The following is an 18,538-nucleotide window of genomic DNA, read 5'->3' as shown; positions in this document are numbered from 1 at the left end:
AAACACAATAAAAACACTTTTTGTCCACCCTTTTTTAGTATTCTATCTACTCGAATAATAACTATTTTTTAATATCTTTGTGCCCGAAACTACAAAAACGAAAATAACATGAAACCCAAAACATTATTAATCTCAACCCTATTGCTCTCGGCAACCTTTGCACAGGCACAGGTGAAAGTTGACATCTATCCCAACACGCCAGGAGCCAAAGTATCACCCAATTTATATGGTATCTTCTATGAAGACATTAACCATGCTGCCGATGGTGGTCTTTATGCCGAACTCATAAGAAACCGCTCGTTTGAAGATGATGAGAAAGATGTTAGTTCATGGAAAGCGCACAACGGCGCAACCATGCACATTATTAATGATGCAAGAAAACAACTGAACAAAGCACAGAAAAACTTTCTCGAAGTGAACTTCACAGGCAAAGAAAACTCTGGAATAAGCAACGAAGGTTTCTGGGGCATAAACGCTGTGCAGGGACGAACCTACAAACTGTCATTCTGGGCTAAAGGCAAGCTCAATGGCAAGCTCAAGGCATTTCTATCATGCAACTGCGGAAAGAAAATAGTGGCATGCACCGAAATAAACGAAAAAATAACAAATAAGTGGAAAAAATACTCTGTTGAGCTAACAGCCTTAGCCAACAACGAGAAAGCCCGTCTGTGGATAACCTCTGATGGTAAAGGAACTGTTGATTTCGATGTTGTGAGCCTTTTCCCTCCAACATTCAACAACCGAGAGAACGGTATGCGTCCCGACTTAGCCTCAATGCTAAAGGCTCTTCATCCAAAATTTTTCCGCTTCCCAGGAGGTTGTTTCGTTGAAGGACAAAACAGTCCAGACAATGCCTTTCGTTGGGAACGCACCATTGGTCCTATCGAGCAACGCCCGGGCCATTGGAACGTGAACTGGGGCTATCGCACCACCGACGGCATTGGCTTCGACGAATATCTACAACTTGCCGAAGACCTTGGTGCCAAGCCACTCTACGTTGTCAACGTTGGCATCTGGCACGGAGGTTTCACGCCCGTTGACAGCATTCAGCCATGGATTGACGAAACACTCAACGCACTTGAATATGCCAACGGAGATGCAACAACAAAATATGGAGCACTTCGCGCAAAGAACGGACACCCAGCCCCCTACAACATCGAATACATTGAGATTGGCAACGAAAACAATCAAGACGACCCAACACAACAAAGCGACAACTACTACAAGCGCTTTAAACTCTTCCGCGATGCCATTCTCGCCAAATATCCTAACATGCACATCATTGGCAACGTGATGGCATGGGGCACCGACGACCCTAAATGGAAATCAGCCGAAAGCGTTGAATTGCTCGATGAACACTACTATCGCAACCCATCATGGTTTGCAAGAAACTTCAACAAATACAGCAACTACCCACGAGGCACACACGGCATCTACGTGGGCGAATATGCCGTTACACAAGGCTTCGGCATCAACGGCTCACTAAATGCCGCATTAGGCGAAGCTGTGTTCATGATGGGAATGGAAAACAACAGCGATGTAGTGAAAATGGCAAGCTATGCACCAATTTTTGCCAACCTGAACGACCTGAGATGGCGCCCCGACATGATACAGTTCAACCATAAACAAGCATTCGGCACACCATCATACTACGTTCAGAAACTCATGGCCGACAACATTGGCACACGCATTCTCAAGGTGAACCAGCACAACCCTTACGCCGCAACTATAGAGCAAAACACCATTGCACCACAAAAAAGCAGCATCGGCTTTGCTACATGGGCAGCACAATCATCTTTCGAACTGAAGGAAATCAACGGCAAACCAGTCAACATCACCTTCACACCAAAGAAAGGACAATGGCAACAAACCGACAACATCTACACCCAGAACAGCAACGAAGAAGAGTGCCAAAACATAGGAAACATCACCGTGGGCAACAACGCCACAATAAAGATGCGAGCACGAAAGAACTCGGGAGCCGAAGGATTTGTACTGGTGTTCAACTACGTTGACGAAAACAACTATTGCTGGCTCAACCTCGGTGGATGGGGCAACACCCAGCATGGCATCGAACAGATTATTAACGGCGACAAGATGCAGATAGCCGCAAAGAACGGAAAAATAGAAACAGGACGCTGGTATGACATAACCCTGCAGCAAAACGGCGACAGCCTGAAAGCATGGCTCGACAACGAACTGTTATTCGAAACAAAACTCATTCCAAACACAACACAAGGACTTTTCACAACAGCAACACTCGATGAGACAACAGGAAAGGTTATCGTGAAGATTGCCAACACCAGCAGCGAGGCTACAACATGCAGCATCAACCTCAACGGATACAACGTGCACACAGCCAACGCTACTCGCCTCACGGCACCAAAAGCCACAGATGAAAACTCCATTGAACACCCCACACGTGTTTACCCCGTAACCGAAACTCTTTCACCTGTCAACGACAAGCTCGAACTTCATGTTCCTGCTTACTCGTTAAATATTGTAACCTTAAACAGATAGAATCATAATATCAATTCCCAATAGGTTTATTCTACAAATATGCCTTTATGTCTGAGCAACGAAAATGTTGCTCAGACATTTGCATTAAAGTATGACAAAGTTTTTCTTATTACTAAAAAAGTGCTGGATTAGTGAGAGCAATTCAAACTTGTTTGAGAATTGCCGAACGTGAAGCGATTGGGCTAATGCCAAATCGCTCATTAGTTCACTGCCAATCTTTTCAGGGTTATAAACCTATCAAGGGTATTCCTGTCACACTTGCATATCTTCGCTATTTTTCTTTTAGAAGTGCCGTTCTTCAGAAGTTCTTTGATAAGGACTTCCTTGCCCGATAGCTTATACTTGTCTGGACTACTCTTTTTCCCTTTTGGACGACCAAGCACCACTCCCTCTGCCTTCTTCCTCGCCAAAGCCTCTTTGGTACGCTGGCTGATAAGGTTACGCTCTATCTCTGCTGAAAGACCGAAGGCAAAAGCAAGAACTTTGCTTTGAATGTCATCCCCCAGGCGGTAGTTGTCTTTGATAGTCCAGACACGGCACTCCTTGGTCATGCAGATATTCAGTATCTCCATAATCATAAAGAGGTTTCTGCCCAGACGTGACAACTCACTACAGATGATAATGTCATCCTTGTTGACTTTCTTCAGCAGGTTACCAAGTTGCCTCTTGGTATAATTCCTTGTCCCACTGATAGTTTCTTCTATCCAGTCGTTAATCATTATGTTCTGCTTCTCACAGAACTTGTTAATCTCAAAGCGTTGGTTCTCAACCGTCTGCTTGTCACTGCTTACTCTAATGTAACCGTAAACCATATATATATAATTTTAGTTATTGATGGTTCCTATTAATATATAATGGTAAGAAGAGCGCTATAAGGATTGGAAACAAACTATTTCTAATCCTTATTTACAAGCAACTATCGATGCAGTCCCCTTGTTTTTTGAGGTTTCATCATGTGCCGTGCCTTCTTGGCACGGCGAACTGCTCCAAGTATAATGAAATCAATAAAGGGTGTTATCCAGAATGATACTCAAGGTGGTACTTAAGATGACACTCAAGATGGCACTCAAGGAGTTGCTAAAGATGTTACTCAAGGTGTCCCCCAAGATGAGGAACTTGATGGTTGGATAGAGAAACAAATCCGAAACAATCCTCAAGTCTCGACAGAAGACTTGGCCAAATTGAGTAATCGAAGTTCAAAAACCACCAAACGCCACCTTGTCAAAATGCCACATATTCGTTATGTAGGTAGTGGTTATAGTGGTCATTGGGAGGTACTTGACCAAGAGTAAAAACACCGTTGCGATTTACGATAATAAAAAAGAGGTGCAGATTCATTGTCTGCACCTCTTTAATATATAATTAATCTATTTTTACTTCACCTCCTCAAAAACAACTTTAACTGACTATCAATGCGTTAGCACCGGATGTTGCACACATGTCGCAAAAACGGAAATAACCATTGATAATCAATATGTTACAAAATCGCTGTAAAGGTACAGATTTCTCCCCAAACAACCAAAAGAAAACACAGAAAAAACACAAACCTGGCACATTTTCTTGATTCGGGCTGGTTATACATGGAAGAGTGAAAATGTCTATCTTCATAATTATAATGACTTTATTTTCTCCTGTGCAACGATAATAGCATCGTTGCACAAGTCCCGCTCTTGCTCATCATCAACAGCATCAATGAACTTGTCTGCCAGCCATAAGGTAAGCATTTCCTTTTCATCCTGATGCAGATATTTTGCAAGTTTGATGACTTGCTCACGCTTTACTCTTCTGTCGCCACGCTCAATCTTACTGAACATCGGTGTGTCAATCTCTAAGAATGCAGCCAACTGTCGTTGCAACAAACCTTGTTCTTCTCTAAGCTCTTTTATCTTATTTCCGAATAACATATTTTACATAAAAAAGGGAATCGAATCTGACCGTCCAGACAATAGTGTGTGAGCCTTCGCCCTCAGTTAACCTCAGTAGCGACACATGTCTATGATATCATCAGCAACGTCGGTCTCCTGTATGTACCGCCACCTCTACTACAGCAAATAGTTTCAGTGTTGGACTGCTTTTCGGCCTTCTCCGATCCCCCTAAATTTTATTCATATGGTGAGTGATATTCTTTTTTCATTAATATTTCATCTATCTTGTGGTTCCTGTCCCAATCAAAGAACCAACGACCAGGTTTGGTTATCTCTCTCAGCCTTTCGCCTTCCTTACCTGAAGCGCAACCAGTACAAACCTTTGTCAGTTCTAATTTCGTAGCCTTCGATATATACGGACACGTGCAGCAATCAAAGAATAGCATAGCCATTTCCGCACGTTTCATAACCGATCGGGAATCAAACCGTCTTTTCAATTCCGTTTCAATCAAATCTATTGTGGCCCTGAAATTACTTAAAGCACCAAATACGTACAGCAACGTACAGATTTGGAAATAATCCAATTTGTCATATCCATTGTTATTGACATCCGTTATTCCAAACAAGGACAACACTCTCGCTGAAGAGAGTTTATCGGGATATAATCGAGACGTCAAAAGAAGGATATTCTGTACTTCCAGATTTGAATTGGCTTCTGTATTCGTATTTTCATATATATCCAGCACTCTTTTCAGTTCACGACAGACCTTGGATTGTAATTCTTGTTTACAATTGCATTCAGTCAAAGAATCAGTCCAATCAGACAATTCCTGTAATATGGAGCAGAGGCGATAAGACGCTGTTGTGTGCATATCCAAGGAAAATACATACATTGCAATCTCTACATACGTCAACAACAAACCAGTTGAGGGAAATGCCTCCGTTTCCTTTTCCGACCGAATCTGTCTGAGCAATTGTGCAAGGAAGTATTTATTCAATGTGCCATAGGTTAAACTGTATTTGTGGGTCGTGGTACGAAAATCATTAGCTATGCGAGAGAACACCTTCATTTCGTTGGATATCGAACGTGTGTACTTCCCATCATCATCCTTCTTAAGGTAAGTAGCTCTAAACTCTTTTAATAGTTGTCTCAAATCATCCTTCGCATCATTGATGTCAGATCCAAACGGACGACTCGCATACTCCAGCTTATTTGTATTGATATCCAATTTATACTTGGATAATTCATCAGCAAATGTCTGTCTGATCTTATCCAATATATCCTTGGAATTTGCGTATACGTACGAATCATCGACATATCGTCTCACCTCATAGTCCTTACCCAATGTGAGTCCCTGCGTTTTCAATCTCTCTAAGATATCTATATCCACTCGCTGCAGTATAATTTCTGCAAAGATGCGCGACATCTCAGGACCAACAACTATGCCATTTGTCTCATTGTAATTGACATGCTGCATCAAAGAGTCAAAATCTTTCTCGAAAGTTTGAACGTTTTTATCTGTATGTTCCTTCGCAAACTCCTTTCCCTTTATGGCCCAAGCAACCGAGTGAGTATAGATATGATAGAAACAACACGATATATCCAACTTCATCAGTTGTGAGTATTTTTGTTCCAGGCGTAAGTTATCACCACTGTCAAAGAACTTATACATCAGGTCATATTTTTTGTAACTGAAGTACGAGCGATATCTCGGATCTATTTCACTTGCCGTCAATTCTATTCGATTGTCATCAGCCTCTTCTTGCTGTTCATCTTCGGCCGGGAATATACATCTTGCCTTTTTGTCAATATAGCGAATGGAGAATGGACTACGTGAACACAGACTGAGCATGTAGTCATCGTATTTTTCATACAGAACAACACATCCCAATTGTGTCAGAGGATGTATCAGACTGAGGCGACGACTCTTTTCTCCGCCTATGCGTCTTATACTGTAGTCGAAAGGTATAGACCACTGTCGTGACTTCAGAACGCCATCAAAAGTCTTCTCAAAGACCTTTCTTGTCTCATCATCCAACATGTTCTGATAGAAGGCCTCATTGTTCAGCATGATAGGTAGTTCATACGGGAGCACTTCGGTCAGCAATACACGATATTTATTATTTAATGCATCACCACCACTCATACCCAGCAATTTTTAATTTTTGTCATCTGTTTTGTCGTGAAATGGTGAACGACCTTATGGCTGTAGCCAAAAGCAAAAGAGTATTTCTCTAAATCATGACACTGTGCCTGAGTCATGTGAATACGAGCCCCCAAACGGCCGTTTCTGCAATGCAGAATCCTCTGATAATACTTATCCAGTTCTTGCAATACAGAATGATCCGTGGCAAAACGGTAATTATAGAAAATACCCACTCTTATCGGCAACAACGTGGAGTTGCTATAGAGTGTAAAATTACCCGTCAGGTACTTCACCCTTAGCTTCAGCATGTCAAAATTGCCATCCTTAGAATAGCGCACCAAGGAGCGCGTGATGCGAGTCTTGATTACATTCACCTTTTTCTGGGCAATGGATACTGTCACATTCTTTTCTTGGACATTATTTTTCGTAAAAGTATAACCTAGATAAGTAAGGCTCTTATCCATTTTCGGTTCCCAAGTATATGATTTCTCATTATTTAATTTCAAGCCCAACTTTTGCAACATCGTTGAAACCTCATTCCACATTTTATCTCGTGCTTTCTTGCTACTGCAGAATACGATGATGTCATCCACGAAACGTGCATAATAATATACGCCATCCAACTTTCGTACATTGAGATCAAAGTGTTTCATAAACAACTCCGACATGGCAGAACTAATACCTAGACCACGGGGCAAACCATTACCAGCACTTACGGCAGGATTAGCAAACAGATTTCTCAGGAATTGCAAAGATTGATAATTCAACCTCCCCCCTTCCTCCAGATTGTCTAATACGGCGTTCCTATCTATGGATTCATAAAAATGATGCACATCAAAACGCGCCACCCACATAGGAACATTTTCCGAAAACAATGTGATTATTTGCTTGACAATATCATTGCGATTCGCCTGTCGTACGTTATATATACGGCGGATATTCCGATAAAGCTTACGCAGTATAAGGTCTTGACACGACCTACGTTCTTCTGTCGGTTGATTATTCATGTACATATCATCCACCTTCTTAATCTCAAAGGCATACGTTCCATCTGTCAGCGATATTCCAATTGTCCTCGCAATGCTCTCTATATATTCATCCTTACTCAATCCGGAATTTCTTCTCTCAGACTGAGTTGTACAAGTATATAACGCTTTCGGTGTGAATGATTGACTATACATGAAATGTGCTAACTTTCTTGATAAATGTTTGACACAAAACCAGACTTTTCCTATCGAGAATTGTCAATTTTTGAACACAAAGGTACATATAATTTCGCAAAGAAAAGTAAGAATCAATGAAAATCTTTGATTCCTAAGCGAATTCTATATGAAATGTCATGTCAATCGGTCATTTTGAATGGAAAATTGTGGTTCTCAAGTTAGGTAGATATCAAACTTAACAAATCGCAATTTTCTTGCAACATTTTCGATTTAGTCTGTTGGTATGTAGAAGTGGCAAAATAGAAATACAGTTGTAGAATATAGTGGAATGTTTGTTAGAAGTGATAATTAGCGACAAGAAATTGGTAAGTATTAAGGTATAAAAGTGAAGAAAAAGATATAAAATTGACTGTATTTTACAGAAAAATGGTTTTCTTTTCTCGTTTTGCGGAAATTTAATTAATTTTGTACGCGTATTATTATATAATAAGGTACAACTCATCTGAAGAAGAATGGATAATAGAATCAAAGTGGTTCTCGCAGATAAGAAGAGGACAAACAAGTGGCTATCCGAGCAATTGGAATGTGCACCAACTACCGTAAGTAAATGGTGTACCAATTCCAGCCAGCCACCTATGGAGACATTCGTCAAGATTGCGGAAATTCTCGAAGTCGATATTAACGAACTGTTGAGGATTGAAAAGAAATGATATGTCTTTAGTATCTATGGCAAAATGAAATCCACGTCATTGCATAAGACAAAAGCGTTATAAACAAGAATAAAAAAAAGAAAATCATATGAACGAACGTTTAATAGTAAAATCATTCGGTCCTGTTAAAGACCTTGACATTTTATTCAAGAAAGTAACCTTGTTCATAGGAGACCAAGGCACAGGCAAAAGTTGTGTCGCAAAACTTTTCTCCATGTTTAAGTGGATGGAAAAGGTTTTAAGTCAAAAGAAATACAAACTTTCATACTTTGAACAATATAATAGGTTCAAGACAAAACTATGTGCATATCATAGAATAGAATCCTTCATCAATGAGAACTCATACATCAAATTTGAAGGAAATCTATATGATTTTTTGTATGAGAACGGCAATTTCAGCGTAACCGAAAAGAATCGTGATATAAAAGGCATCTCAAAGGTAATGTATGTTCCGGCAGAACGTTCAATAGTAAGTGTCGCTGAGAACAAGTCAAAGCTATTGAAAGAGTTGCCAGATTCAAGTGAGACTTTCTCAGACGAATTTGTAAACGCAAAGAAATTCTTCCAGAGCGGGTATAATCTTCCGTTTGAGGGATTACGTTTTGAATATGACAGTTTGAATGATACAGGCTGGATTCAGGGTACAAACTATAAGGTTAGACTCACCAATGCTTCCAGCGGTATACAATCATCTCTGCCCATGTGTATAGTCTCTGAATATTTGAGCAGTAAGATTTCCGACAAGGAAGAAGTTAAGCTCTCAAAAGAAGAAAAAGACAAACTGGAAAAAAAGGTAGCTGAAATTATGCAGAATGAAGAATATTCTGACAGTATCAAGGATATGATGATCCGTCAACTGTCATATGCCAACAGATATGATCGACTTATAAACATTGTGGAGGAACCAGAGTTGAACCTTTTCCCTCGTTCGCAGATGGATGTGCTCAAATCTTTGGTTCTCAACAATGCAAGTTCTGACGAGAATATGCTTGTGCTCACTACTCATAGTCCATATTCATTGGCTATTATCAATACAATGATTATGGGTGCCAAGGCGTATGCTAATGCGAATGAAGAATTGAGGAACCAGATAGAAAGCATTTTGCCTGTAAAGTATCAAATAAATGACGATAATATAGCAGTTTATCGTTTGTCTTCTTCTGATGCAATCTATTGTCAATCTGTTATAAATCCGAATACGGGACTTGTATCAAAGAACGAATTAGATTCTGCATCAGACGATATTATGCGAGTATTCAACTCTTTATACCAGTGCTATGCCAAGACTCTCGCCAAATAATATTTTGCCTGCTGCCATCACAAATCTTAGATTGTGCACCGCATTACAAAACTGTGGTGCTATTGGTGTAGATAATGCTTTCGACAAAAGTTCCGCAGAAAATCTTTACGTTTATGATGATGGTAGTCTTGGCTATACAGATTGGACTGATGTGGTACCGGAGTTTGTTTCGAAGTGTTTCGTTGCAGCCAATCCCAACAATAATACGATTGCTTTGCTGCCACTTGACGGCAGAATCCTTACTGGACCGAGTGTTATTGCTGGCGGTGTATGCGATGGAATGCTTTTGACAGATAAAGAGATGTGTTTCATTGAGTTCAAAACAAATGTTACATCCTCCAACTATCAGACTATTACTCAAAGGGCAAATGACGCAATCGATCAACTATGGCACACATTTGATGGTATTATCAATCCAAAATGTGCGACACAATCAATTGCAGGACAGCCCATAGATGTTGAGCATAAACTTTTCGTTGATTTCCATGTTGTCTTTGATAAAGACTTAGAAGTAACGGGGGCAAGCTCAGAACTAATGGATTTACAGCTACAGTTTTTAACGGACAAAAGCCATCCTCTCTATTTTGATGATGGGAAAGTTTTCCAGTAAATCATTATAGACCAAAGAAAGAATTCTATCAAGAGAAATAAGTCGAAATGACGCACGAAGCAAGAGCAGAGCTAAAGCTTGTTTTGGCTATGCCTTGCAAGAAGGAAGAAGACGAAGTCAAATGATAACAAAAGACGAGATACAAGAACTGCTGCATAGCACGGAAACCTATCGTGTGGAGCGAACCACGTAAACAGATGACATGGATAAGTTTCAGGAGGCCATTTGTGCCTTTGTCAATGACCTGTCTGGTTCGCTCAAGAAGGGCTACCTGATACTGAGGGCTTACGACAATGGCGGTAATGTTGACGGTAAAATGGCGGTGATAATGTCCCCAGTTTGTCCCCAGCTTTGTCACAAGTTGTCACAAGTCTGTCACAAGTTGGAAGGAGATCGTCTTAAAGTTAAACATGAATCCTGAACCCTGAGCCCAAAGTAGGCTTATGCCTTCGAAGATGGTTCGGAGTGGGTTCGAAGATAGAAGAGGGCTAGAAGGCTGCAAGTAAGCGAGGGCAGAGACAAACGAGTTTGAACTATGCCAAACAAGAGCTGGTTCGATCGAAGGTCAAGATTGTAAGAAGTAAACAGAAGAATAAAAACAAAAAATGAAGATATGATTGCATTTATTGATACAGAGGTGAATCCGCAGACGAAGAAGGTGGCGGATTACGGAGCAGTTAGGGAGGATGGTGCCGTGTTGCACTCTCATTCCAAGGCTGACTTTGATGCCTTTGTGTCAAAATGTGATACGGTATGTGGGCATAACATCATCAATTTCGATCTTAAATATATTTCATTGAGAGGCAATCCGACTATTGTTGATACGCTGTTTCTTTCACCACTGTTGTTCCCTAAACGGCCCTATCATCATTTGGTAAAAGATGATAAGTTACAAGTAGACGAACTGAACAATCCGGTGAATGATTCGATAAAAGCTCGTGATTTGCTGAATGATGAAGTGGTAGCTTGGAATCAGTTATCGGATAATAGAAAGGAAATCTATTTTTACCTGCTGAAAGAAACACAGGAGTTTGGAGGTTTTTTCAAGTATATAGGATATTCGCCAAATGTCAGTTGGATCTCAGCAATATTTGCATCTAAACCAGATTGGAAACAATTAATTCTAAAGGAATATGAGGGGGAAGTATGCAGTCACACAGATTTTGAGACCTTGGTCAAACAGTATCCTATCGAGTTGGCATATTGTTTGGCAGTAATCGGTGCTGACGATATATTTTCTATCACTCCAGCATGGGTGATACGGAATTACCCACAGGTGGTGAATGTGATGAACATGCTGTGCAACACATCTTGTGGTGATTGCGAATATTGTCATCAGCGTTTAGATGCTCATTACGGGCTGAAAGAGTTCTTTGGCTATGATAAGTTCCGTATCTTCGATGGCGTTCCTATGCAACAGCAGGCGGTGGAATCTGCTATTCGAGGAGAATCCTTGCTTACAATATTTCCTACAGGTGGTGGCAAGAGCCTCACATTTCAATTGCCAGCTTTGATGGCTGGACGAAATTCCCATGGTCTTACTGTGGTTATTTCGCCTTTGCAGTCGTTGATGAAAGACCAGGTGGATAATCTTGCTGCTCGTGGTATTAGCGATGCGGTGACCATCAACGGGCTGTTAGATCCTATTGAACGTGCAACGGCGATAGAACAGGTGGCTGATGGAACTGCCAATTTGCTATACATCGCTCCAGAAATGCTGCGTAGTAAGACTATAGAGCGATTGTTGATGGGACGCCATGTTGTTCGTTTTGTGATAGATGAGGCACACTGCTTCTCTGCTTGGGGCCATGACTTTCGTGTAGATTATCTGTATATTGGCGATTTTATTCGTCAGTTGCAGGAGAAGAAACAATTAGAACAGCCCATCGCCGTTTCATGTTTCACAGCGACAGCCAAACAGAAGGTAATCAGTGATATTTGCGACTACTTCAGAGCAAAGTTGGGCTTGGAACTGAAGGTGTTTGCCGCCAATGCAGAGCGTAAGAACCTTCGCTACTCCGTGCTACATGCTGATACGGCTGATGAGAAATATAACCTACTTCGCTCATTGATTCTTGGGCATAATTGTCCCTCAATAGTATATGTGTCACGTACCAAACGTACTCGCGAATTAGCACAGCACTTAGTTAACGACGGCATAAGAGCTTTGCCATTCAATGGAAAAATGGAGTCTGCTGAGAAAGTAAAGAACCAGAACGCTTTTATGAGTGGCGATGTTCAGGTGATTGTAGCCACTTCTGCATTCGGTATGGGCGTTGACAAGAAAGACGTTGGACTGGTAGTTCACTATAATATCAGTGACTCGTTGGAGAACTATGTGCAGGAGGCTGGTCGTGCAGGAAGAGACCCACAAATGCAGGCAGAATGCTATGTACTATTTGCAGATAGTGATCTCGACAAGCATTTTATTCTCCTCAATCAGACAAAACTGAGCATAAGTGAGATTCAACAGGTATGGAAGGCCATTAAAGATCTTACAGCCAAACGCGATAAAGTTAGTTGTTCACCATTAGATATAGCACGCCAGGCTGGATGGGGTGAAGATGTAGAAGATATAGAAACACGTGTAAAGGCAGCCATCGCTGCACTTGAGGATGCCGGATACATACAGCGAGGCAGCAACTCCCCTCACGTTTTTGCTACTGGCATTGCTGTGAAGAATATGGATGAGGCACGTCGAAAATTGACTGTTTCACCACTTTTTGATGAACAGTCTCGCGAAGAAGCAGCCCGTATCATTAAGTCACTTATCAGTGCTCGTGCTACAGCTGAAGGCCGAGGAGCGGAAGCTGAGAGTCGTGTTGACTATTTGGCAGATATCCTTGGAATGAGCAAGGCAACCGTTATAAGGAACATCAACCTGATGCGACAGGATGGCTTGTTGGCAGACAGTCGCGACATGCAAGCCTGGATATCCAAGAGTACTTCTCGACGCAATCTTGACATCATCTTAAAGTTAGAGCAATTCCTTCTGCAACGATTTGGTGGAGAAGCACAAAGAATAAATCTAAAAGAACTGAATGAGGAAGCTCAAAAGGTCGGTCTTACATATTCAAATGTCAAGCGTTTGAGGATGTTGCTTCATTTCTTGTCATTGAAGGGTTATATCCACAAACAGGAACATAGTTTCAGCGATAGCTTGAGTGTACGTCTGCAAGCTTCGCAAGATGTTACGAAGGCTCGATTCGAACGACGTATGGAGATATGCCGCTTTATTACGGAAACGCTCAATGTCAGTCGAGACCCCAATAAAGAAATGACGCTTGTGAACTTCTCTATTGTAGAGTTGCTTCAACAATTTATTTCCAGTCGTCAGGAATCAATGTTTGCTGACCAAGAGAAACCTGTAATTGCTGATATTGAGGAAGCGCTGCTTTATCTTACCAAGACGGAACTGATGAAGATTGAAGGTGGGTTCATCGTAATTTATAACACCATGCAGATAGGTCGAATCGCCGACCGTCGTACAAGATATGGTAAGGAGCAGTATCGCTTATTGGATGAATTCTACAAACAACGTATACGCCAGATCCATATCGTAGGTGAGTATGCCAACCTGATGGTTCGTGACTACAATGCTGCACTTCGATTTGTGAACGACTACTTCACAATGGACTTCCGCAAGTTCATCAATCAGTATTTCAAGGAAGAACGGCGTGCACAGATAGATCAAAATATCACACCTGCCAAATACAACAAACTCTTTGGTGAACTCTCGAATCGCCAATGTGAGATTATTGACGATAAAGAGTCGAAATATATCGTGGTGGCAGCAGGACCAGGAAGTGGAAAGACGCGAGTATTGGTACATAAACTTGCCTCCCTCTTGCTGTTAGAAGACGTGAAACATGAGCAACTACTGATGCTTACTTTCTCAAGAGCAGCTGCTACCGAATTTAAGAAACGACTCATTGATTTGGTTGGCAACGCTGCAAACTATGTGGAGATTAAGACTTTCCACTCCTATAGTTTTGACCTTATCGGTAAACAAGGAAATCTGGATGAGGCAAAAGATGTGGTAAGACGTGCTGCTGAGATGATAGAAAATGGCGAGGTGGAGCAGTCGAAGATAGCTAAGAGTGTACTGGTTATTGACGAAGCTCAGGATATGGATGCAGATGACTTCCGCCTTGTTCAGGCTCTGATGCACCAAAATGAAGAAATGCGTGTCATAGCAGTGGGCGATGATGACCAGAATATCTATGCGTTCCGCGGTTCAGATTCCAGATACATGCAATCGTTAGTTAGTGAAGAGGGTGCCAAGTTGTATGAGATGACGGATAACTATCGTTCCTCGAAAGTCGTAGTTGACTGCGCTAATCGCTTTGTGCAGCGGATACCAAGTCGTATGAAACGTACACCCATTCAATCTGCTACAGGAAAAGATGGAAAGGTATTGGCATTGAAATCACTCCTTGATACTGAGATAAAAGTCCAAGGAAGTACAGCAATACTGACCCGCACCAACGAAGAGACAATGCAGGTAGCCTACGAACTGGAGCAACGAGGCTTGCATGCTACTGTTGCTCAGTCGATGGGAGGATTCCGCTTTTGTAATCTTGCTGAAGTCCGTTATTTCCTCAAACATCTTGACAGGAATGAAATATCAATATCAAAAGAAAAGTGGCAGGAAGCAAAACAACGTACGTTCGAAACATACGCATCAAGCACTTGTCTGAACGTCATAAAGCATTTCTTTGCTGACTTTGAGGCAACTCGGCAGGTATATTATCGCAGTGATTTGCGAGAATTTATCTTCGAGTCGAATATTGAAGATTTCATCGCAGCTGATGACCAATCGGTGTTTGTAAGTACAATCCATAAGGCAAAAGGACGCGAATTCGATACCGTTTATCTCTTGTCACCTGTACCCGACGGTAGGGACATCAATGATATGCGAGCCTATTACGTAGGTCTAACTCGTGCCAAGCGGAACCTGTATCTGGTAACCAATCCTCCCACAGAGTATTCTTCTATATCAATTGCATTAAACATGCATGATGTTATCCTTAATTTCTTCAAGGGAAGAAAGGACATTGTGCTTCGTTTAAGAAGTGGTGATAACCTGCAATACAAAGACGGATATTTGCAGAATGAAAATAAAACCAATGTGGCAGCCTTGTCTGCATCTGGAAAAGATAAGCTGAAGGTATGGACGGACAAAGACTACGAAGTGACAAGTGCGAAGGTAAGTTATACTTTAGCTTGGAAACCTCAAGACTCTGAAACTGAATATGCAGTTTGTTTGGCAAATATTGTTCTGTCTAAAACGGATACAGAAAAAGAAAATTATATTATATCGTAAAAATTATGGGTACTTTGAAATTTCGACATACTACAATAAATTCTCAAGAGTTCTTGCTTTCCACAAAAGAAAAAAAAGAAGAATCATATCTCGTTGCTTACAACTTGGTTCGTAATTTGCTAATAGGAATGGCAAAAAGAGCTCGTGTATTTTGCTCTAACAAATACGATTTTGCTGATTATCCTTTTACTTATCGAGAAAGGCAATTAGATAGTATTCTGCTTCCAGAACTATCTAAATTATGTAATGGATATGTTTTTACAGAATATCCTGTAACAAGAAATTGCAAGAAAAAAGGATTGGAAGCAAATAATTCTAAGGGACGAATTGATTATTGGTGTATTTACAAAGGGTATAGTTTTGCCATAGAACTAAAACATAGCTATGACAACTACAATACAGAAAAAACGAAGGAAGAAACTCTTCGAAGATGGAAGACGATGAACTTTTATCAATTACATAGTATTAAAAAGGAACTAAAGTCTTTTGAAGAAAAGACAAACGGCATTATCCCTTTGGCATTACATTTCATTACTTCTGAATCTAGTATGGAACCAACAGATGAGCAACGAAATGAGTACAAATTAAGAGAAAGAGAAACATTAACACGATTGTATAATGATTTAAGACATATTTCTGAACCAGATTTTATTTCTTTATGGGAGATAGAAAGAGATATGTATGTTGACTATCAGCCTAAAGGATCATCATATCCTGGACTTATTCTTGTTTCGAAGTTTTATGATCTGATTCTACATTCTGGATCTAAGCGATAGATTGATATGCTGAAAGAATCGTGTGAATCAGGGGACGGTTCTTTGATCCGCTGAAGATGGCTGATGTGATAATAATGAACGGAATAAAAAACGTTATAGAAATAAAGTAAGACGAGATATGAGCGAAAAGAACGATAAGGAGCTATACTTAAACTTTGACGAGTATATTCGTCAGGGAGAGCCGTCGCAGCGTGAAGCTGCATACGCCTGGAGTACGGCTATTGGACTTCAGGCGGTGGATGGGCTGAAAACGTCAGAGTATCTGAACGGCTTGGCTCGCAGAAACATCGAGGGTGAAATCACCATCGATGAGGTGGAACAGTTGCTCAATAGTTATTACGAGAATAAAACGACTCTTGAAGCTGACGATGATGACAAACAGGAGGCTGACAAAGCCTCGAAGAATATCAAGCGCATACTCTCGGTAAAGACATGCGACTTCTCGACAAATGGCTACATATTCTTGCATCGCAGAATCTTCGAAGGCGTAATGAAGCACGTTGGTGAAATGCGAAAGTACGACATTACCAAGCGTGAGTGGGTATTGGAGGGTGACACCGTGAGCTACCTGAATTGGGAAGATCTGCGCAGGGCTGTTGATTATGATATCCAGCAGGAACGTGATTTCAGTTATAAGGGCATCAGTAATGATGAGTTAGTGGCTCATATTGCCAATTTCGTATCTGGACTTTGGCAGATACATGCCTTCGGTGAAGGAAACACACGCACTACGGCCGTATTTACTATTCAGTATCTTCGTTCACTGGGTTTCAATGTGGAGAACGACTTGTTCGCTAAACATTCTTGGTACTTCCGTAATGCACTTGTGAGGGCCAACTACAAAAATGCCATAAAGGGTATCGACTATAGTCCTGTTTTTCTGGAACGTTTTTTCCGTAATCTACTGCTTGGAGAGCAGTGGGATCTGCGCAATCGTTATCTGCATATTAACCCGCCTGAAGAATGGAAAGAACAGCCAAACCTTGCAGTTCCTTCAAAACAACCGACAAGTACCCCGACAAGTACCCCGACAAGTACCCCGACAAGTTTTATTTACACCAATAATAAAAATATTATCAGATTAGTGAAAGCTTTGGGTGAAGAGCAACTCTCCGTCAAAGTGATGATGGAGAGGATTGGCTTGAAAGATAGGGAAAACTTCCTTGACTACTCTCTTAATCCTTCTATGAACGAGGGCTATATCCGTATGCTATATCCTGATTCGCCCCGTCACCCTCGCCAGAAATACCTGCTGACGGTAAAAGGACTGGCTCTTTACAATAGCATATGCCATGGGGACAGTTGATATATAGAAGGCTGATGGCTGAGGTCTGAAAGTATTACGGATATACGGACTCACGAAATATAAAAATGGGTAAAAACGTTAAAAGAATATGGAGCAAAATTCTAACAACATCCCTGAACTCCAATCTCCTTTCGAGCAGTTGAGAGAGGTTGATGCTGATGGCAAGGAATGGTGGAACTCACGCAAGTTGGCGCGAGTGATGGGCTATGGCAAGTACTGGAACTTTGAACGTGTCATAGCCAAAGCACAAGCGTGGACTTCACAGAAGGACTACCATCTTGGTGAGCATTTTGTGGAGATAACTGAAATGGCAGAATTAGGAAGTGGCGCAGTCAGAGAGGTGACAAGCATCCGACTGTCTCGTGCTGCTTGTATGGCTGTAGCTATGAATGCCGACCAAAAGAAAGAGATGGTGAAGGCAGCACAACAATATTTCAGTGCAACCATGACTCCTGACGTTGCTGTGAGAAGCATGGAGTCTTCTATTTTGATGTATAAAGGTGGACACGGAAAAGTACAAGTGCAAGTAGTCTTTGATACCAATACTTTCTGGCTTTCACAACAGAGGATGGCAGAACTGTTTGGAGTGACTGTGCCAACAATTAACTACCATTTAGACCAGATAGAACAGAGTGGAGAAATACATTTGTCCGATGCTATTAGAAAAATTCGAATACCTTCGGACAAATGGTCTGGTGAGGTGATGATTTGTAACCTTGATGTTGTCATTGCCGTGGGTTATCGCGTGAATAATTACAAGACCACCCTGTTTTGTAATTGGGCAATACAAGTCTTGAAAGAGTACCTCACCAAAG

The 18,538-nt window shown here is 41.2% G+C and carries 12 protein-coding genes and 1 pseudogene; 9 read left to right on the top strand and 4 right to left on the bottom strand.

Annotated features, from left to right (window positions below; genetic code table 11):
* Positions 1-108: 108 nt before the first annotated feature.
* Positions 109-2,520, top strand: a complete 2,412-nt coding sequence (locus tag K333_RS0107115; RefSeq protein WP_027452502.1) for an alpha-L-arabinofuranosidase C-terminal domain-containing protein — start codon at positions 109-111, stop codon at positions 2,518-2,520.
* A gap of 200 nt (positions 2,521-2,720) precedes the next feature.
* On the opposite strand, the gene K333_RS0107110 is transcribed toward K333_RS0107115, so the two are convergent.
* The 4 genes from K333_RS0107110 to drt3a form a co-directional block, all read right to left on the bottom strand.
* Complete coding sequence (locus K333_RS0107110) at positions 2,721-3,332, bottom strand: master DNA invertase Mpi family serine-type recombinase (protein WP_024988977.1); 612 nt, start codon at positions 3,330-3,332, stop codon at positions 2,721-2,723.
* Between the two features lie 798 nt (positions 3,333-4,130).
* Positions 4,131-4,424 carry a helix-turn-helix domain-containing protein gene (locus K333_RS0107105; RefSeq protein WP_024988978.1) on the bottom strand — a complete coding sequence of 98 codons (294 nt, stop codon included), beginning with the start codon at positions 4,422-4,424 and terminating at the stop codon, positions 4,131-4,133.
* A 197-nt stretch (positions 4,425-4,621) separates the two neighbouring features.
* On the bottom strand, positions 4,622-6,532 hold the full coding sequence (gene drt3b, locus K333_RS0107100) for an antiviral reverse transcriptase Drt3b (protein WP_024988979.1): 1,911 nt from the start codon (positions 6,530-6,532) through the stop codon (positions 4,622-4,624).
* Complete coding sequence (gene drt3a, locus K333_RS0107095; protein WP_024988980.1) at positions 6,529-7,713, bottom strand: antiviral reverse transcriptase Drt3a; 1,185 nt, start codon at positions 7,711-7,713, stop codon at positions 6,529-6,531. Before drt3a ends, drt3b begins: the two co-directional genes overlap by 4 nt.
* A 494-nt stretch (positions 7,714-8,207) precedes the next feature.
* On the opposite strand from drt3a, the gene K333_RS0107090 reads away from it, so the two are divergent.
* The 8 genes and pseudogenes from K333_RS0107090 to rhuM form a co-directional block, all read left to right on the top strand.
* Positions 8,208-8,405, top strand: a complete 198-nt coding sequence (locus K333_RS0107090) for a helix-turn-helix transcriptional regulator (RefSeq protein WP_024988981.1) — start codon at positions 8,208-8,210, stop codon at positions 8,403-8,405.
* Between the two features lie 88 nt (positions 8,406-8,493).
* Positions 8,494-9,705, top strand: coding sequence for an ATP-binding protein (locus tag K333_RS12060; RefSeq protein WP_024988982.1), 1,212 nt, complete (start codon positions 8,494-8,496; stop codon positions 9,703-9,705).
* Complete coding sequence (locus tag K333_RS0107080) at positions 9,683-10,315, top strand: hypothetical protein (protein WP_027452501.1); 633 nt, start codon at positions 9,683-9,685, stop codon at positions 10,313-10,315. Before K333_RS12060 ends, K333_RS0107080 begins: the two co-directional genes overlap by 23 nt.
* Positions 10,316-10,436: 121 nt before the next feature.
* A pseudogene (locus K333_RS13675) lies at positions 10,437-10,613 on the top strand (transcriptional regulator); the annotation flags it as partial.
* Positions 10,614-10,928: 315 nt separating this feature from the next.
* Positions 10,929-15,641 carry a RecQ family ATP-dependent DNA helicase gene (locus K333_RS12055; RefSeq protein ID WP_024988985.1) on the top strand — a complete coding sequence of 1,571 codons (4,713 nt, stop codon included), beginning with the start codon at positions 10,929-10,931 and terminating at the stop codon, positions 15,639-15,641.
* 5 nt (positions 15,642-15,646) lie between these two features.
* Complete coding sequence (locus K333_RS0107065; protein ID WP_154653006.1) at positions 15,647-16,417, top strand: hypothetical protein; 771 nt, start codon at positions 15,647-15,649, stop codon at positions 16,415-16,417.
* 118 nt (positions 16,418-16,535) lie between these two features.
* Positions 16,536-17,723, top strand: coding sequence for a Fic family protein (locus tag K333_RS0107060; RefSeq protein ID WP_024988987.1), 1,188 nt, complete (start codon positions 16,536-16,538; stop codon positions 17,721-17,723).
* 88 nt (positions 17,724-17,811) lie between these two features.
* Positions 17,812-18,538 (top strand): RhuM family protein (rhuM, locus tag K333_RS0107055; RefSeq protein WP_027452499.1); only part of this gene is annotated, 727 nt, incomplete at its 3' end.

It is taken from the genome of Segatella albensis DSM 11370 = JCM 12258 (genome assembly GCF_000426565.1).
Lineage (GTDB): Bacteria > Bacteroidota > Bacteroidia > Bacteroidales > Bacteroidaceae > Prevotella > Prevotella albensis.
The sequence above is the reverse complement of the archived record's forward strand: the minus strand, read 5'-3'. Positions and strand labels throughout refer to the sequence as shown.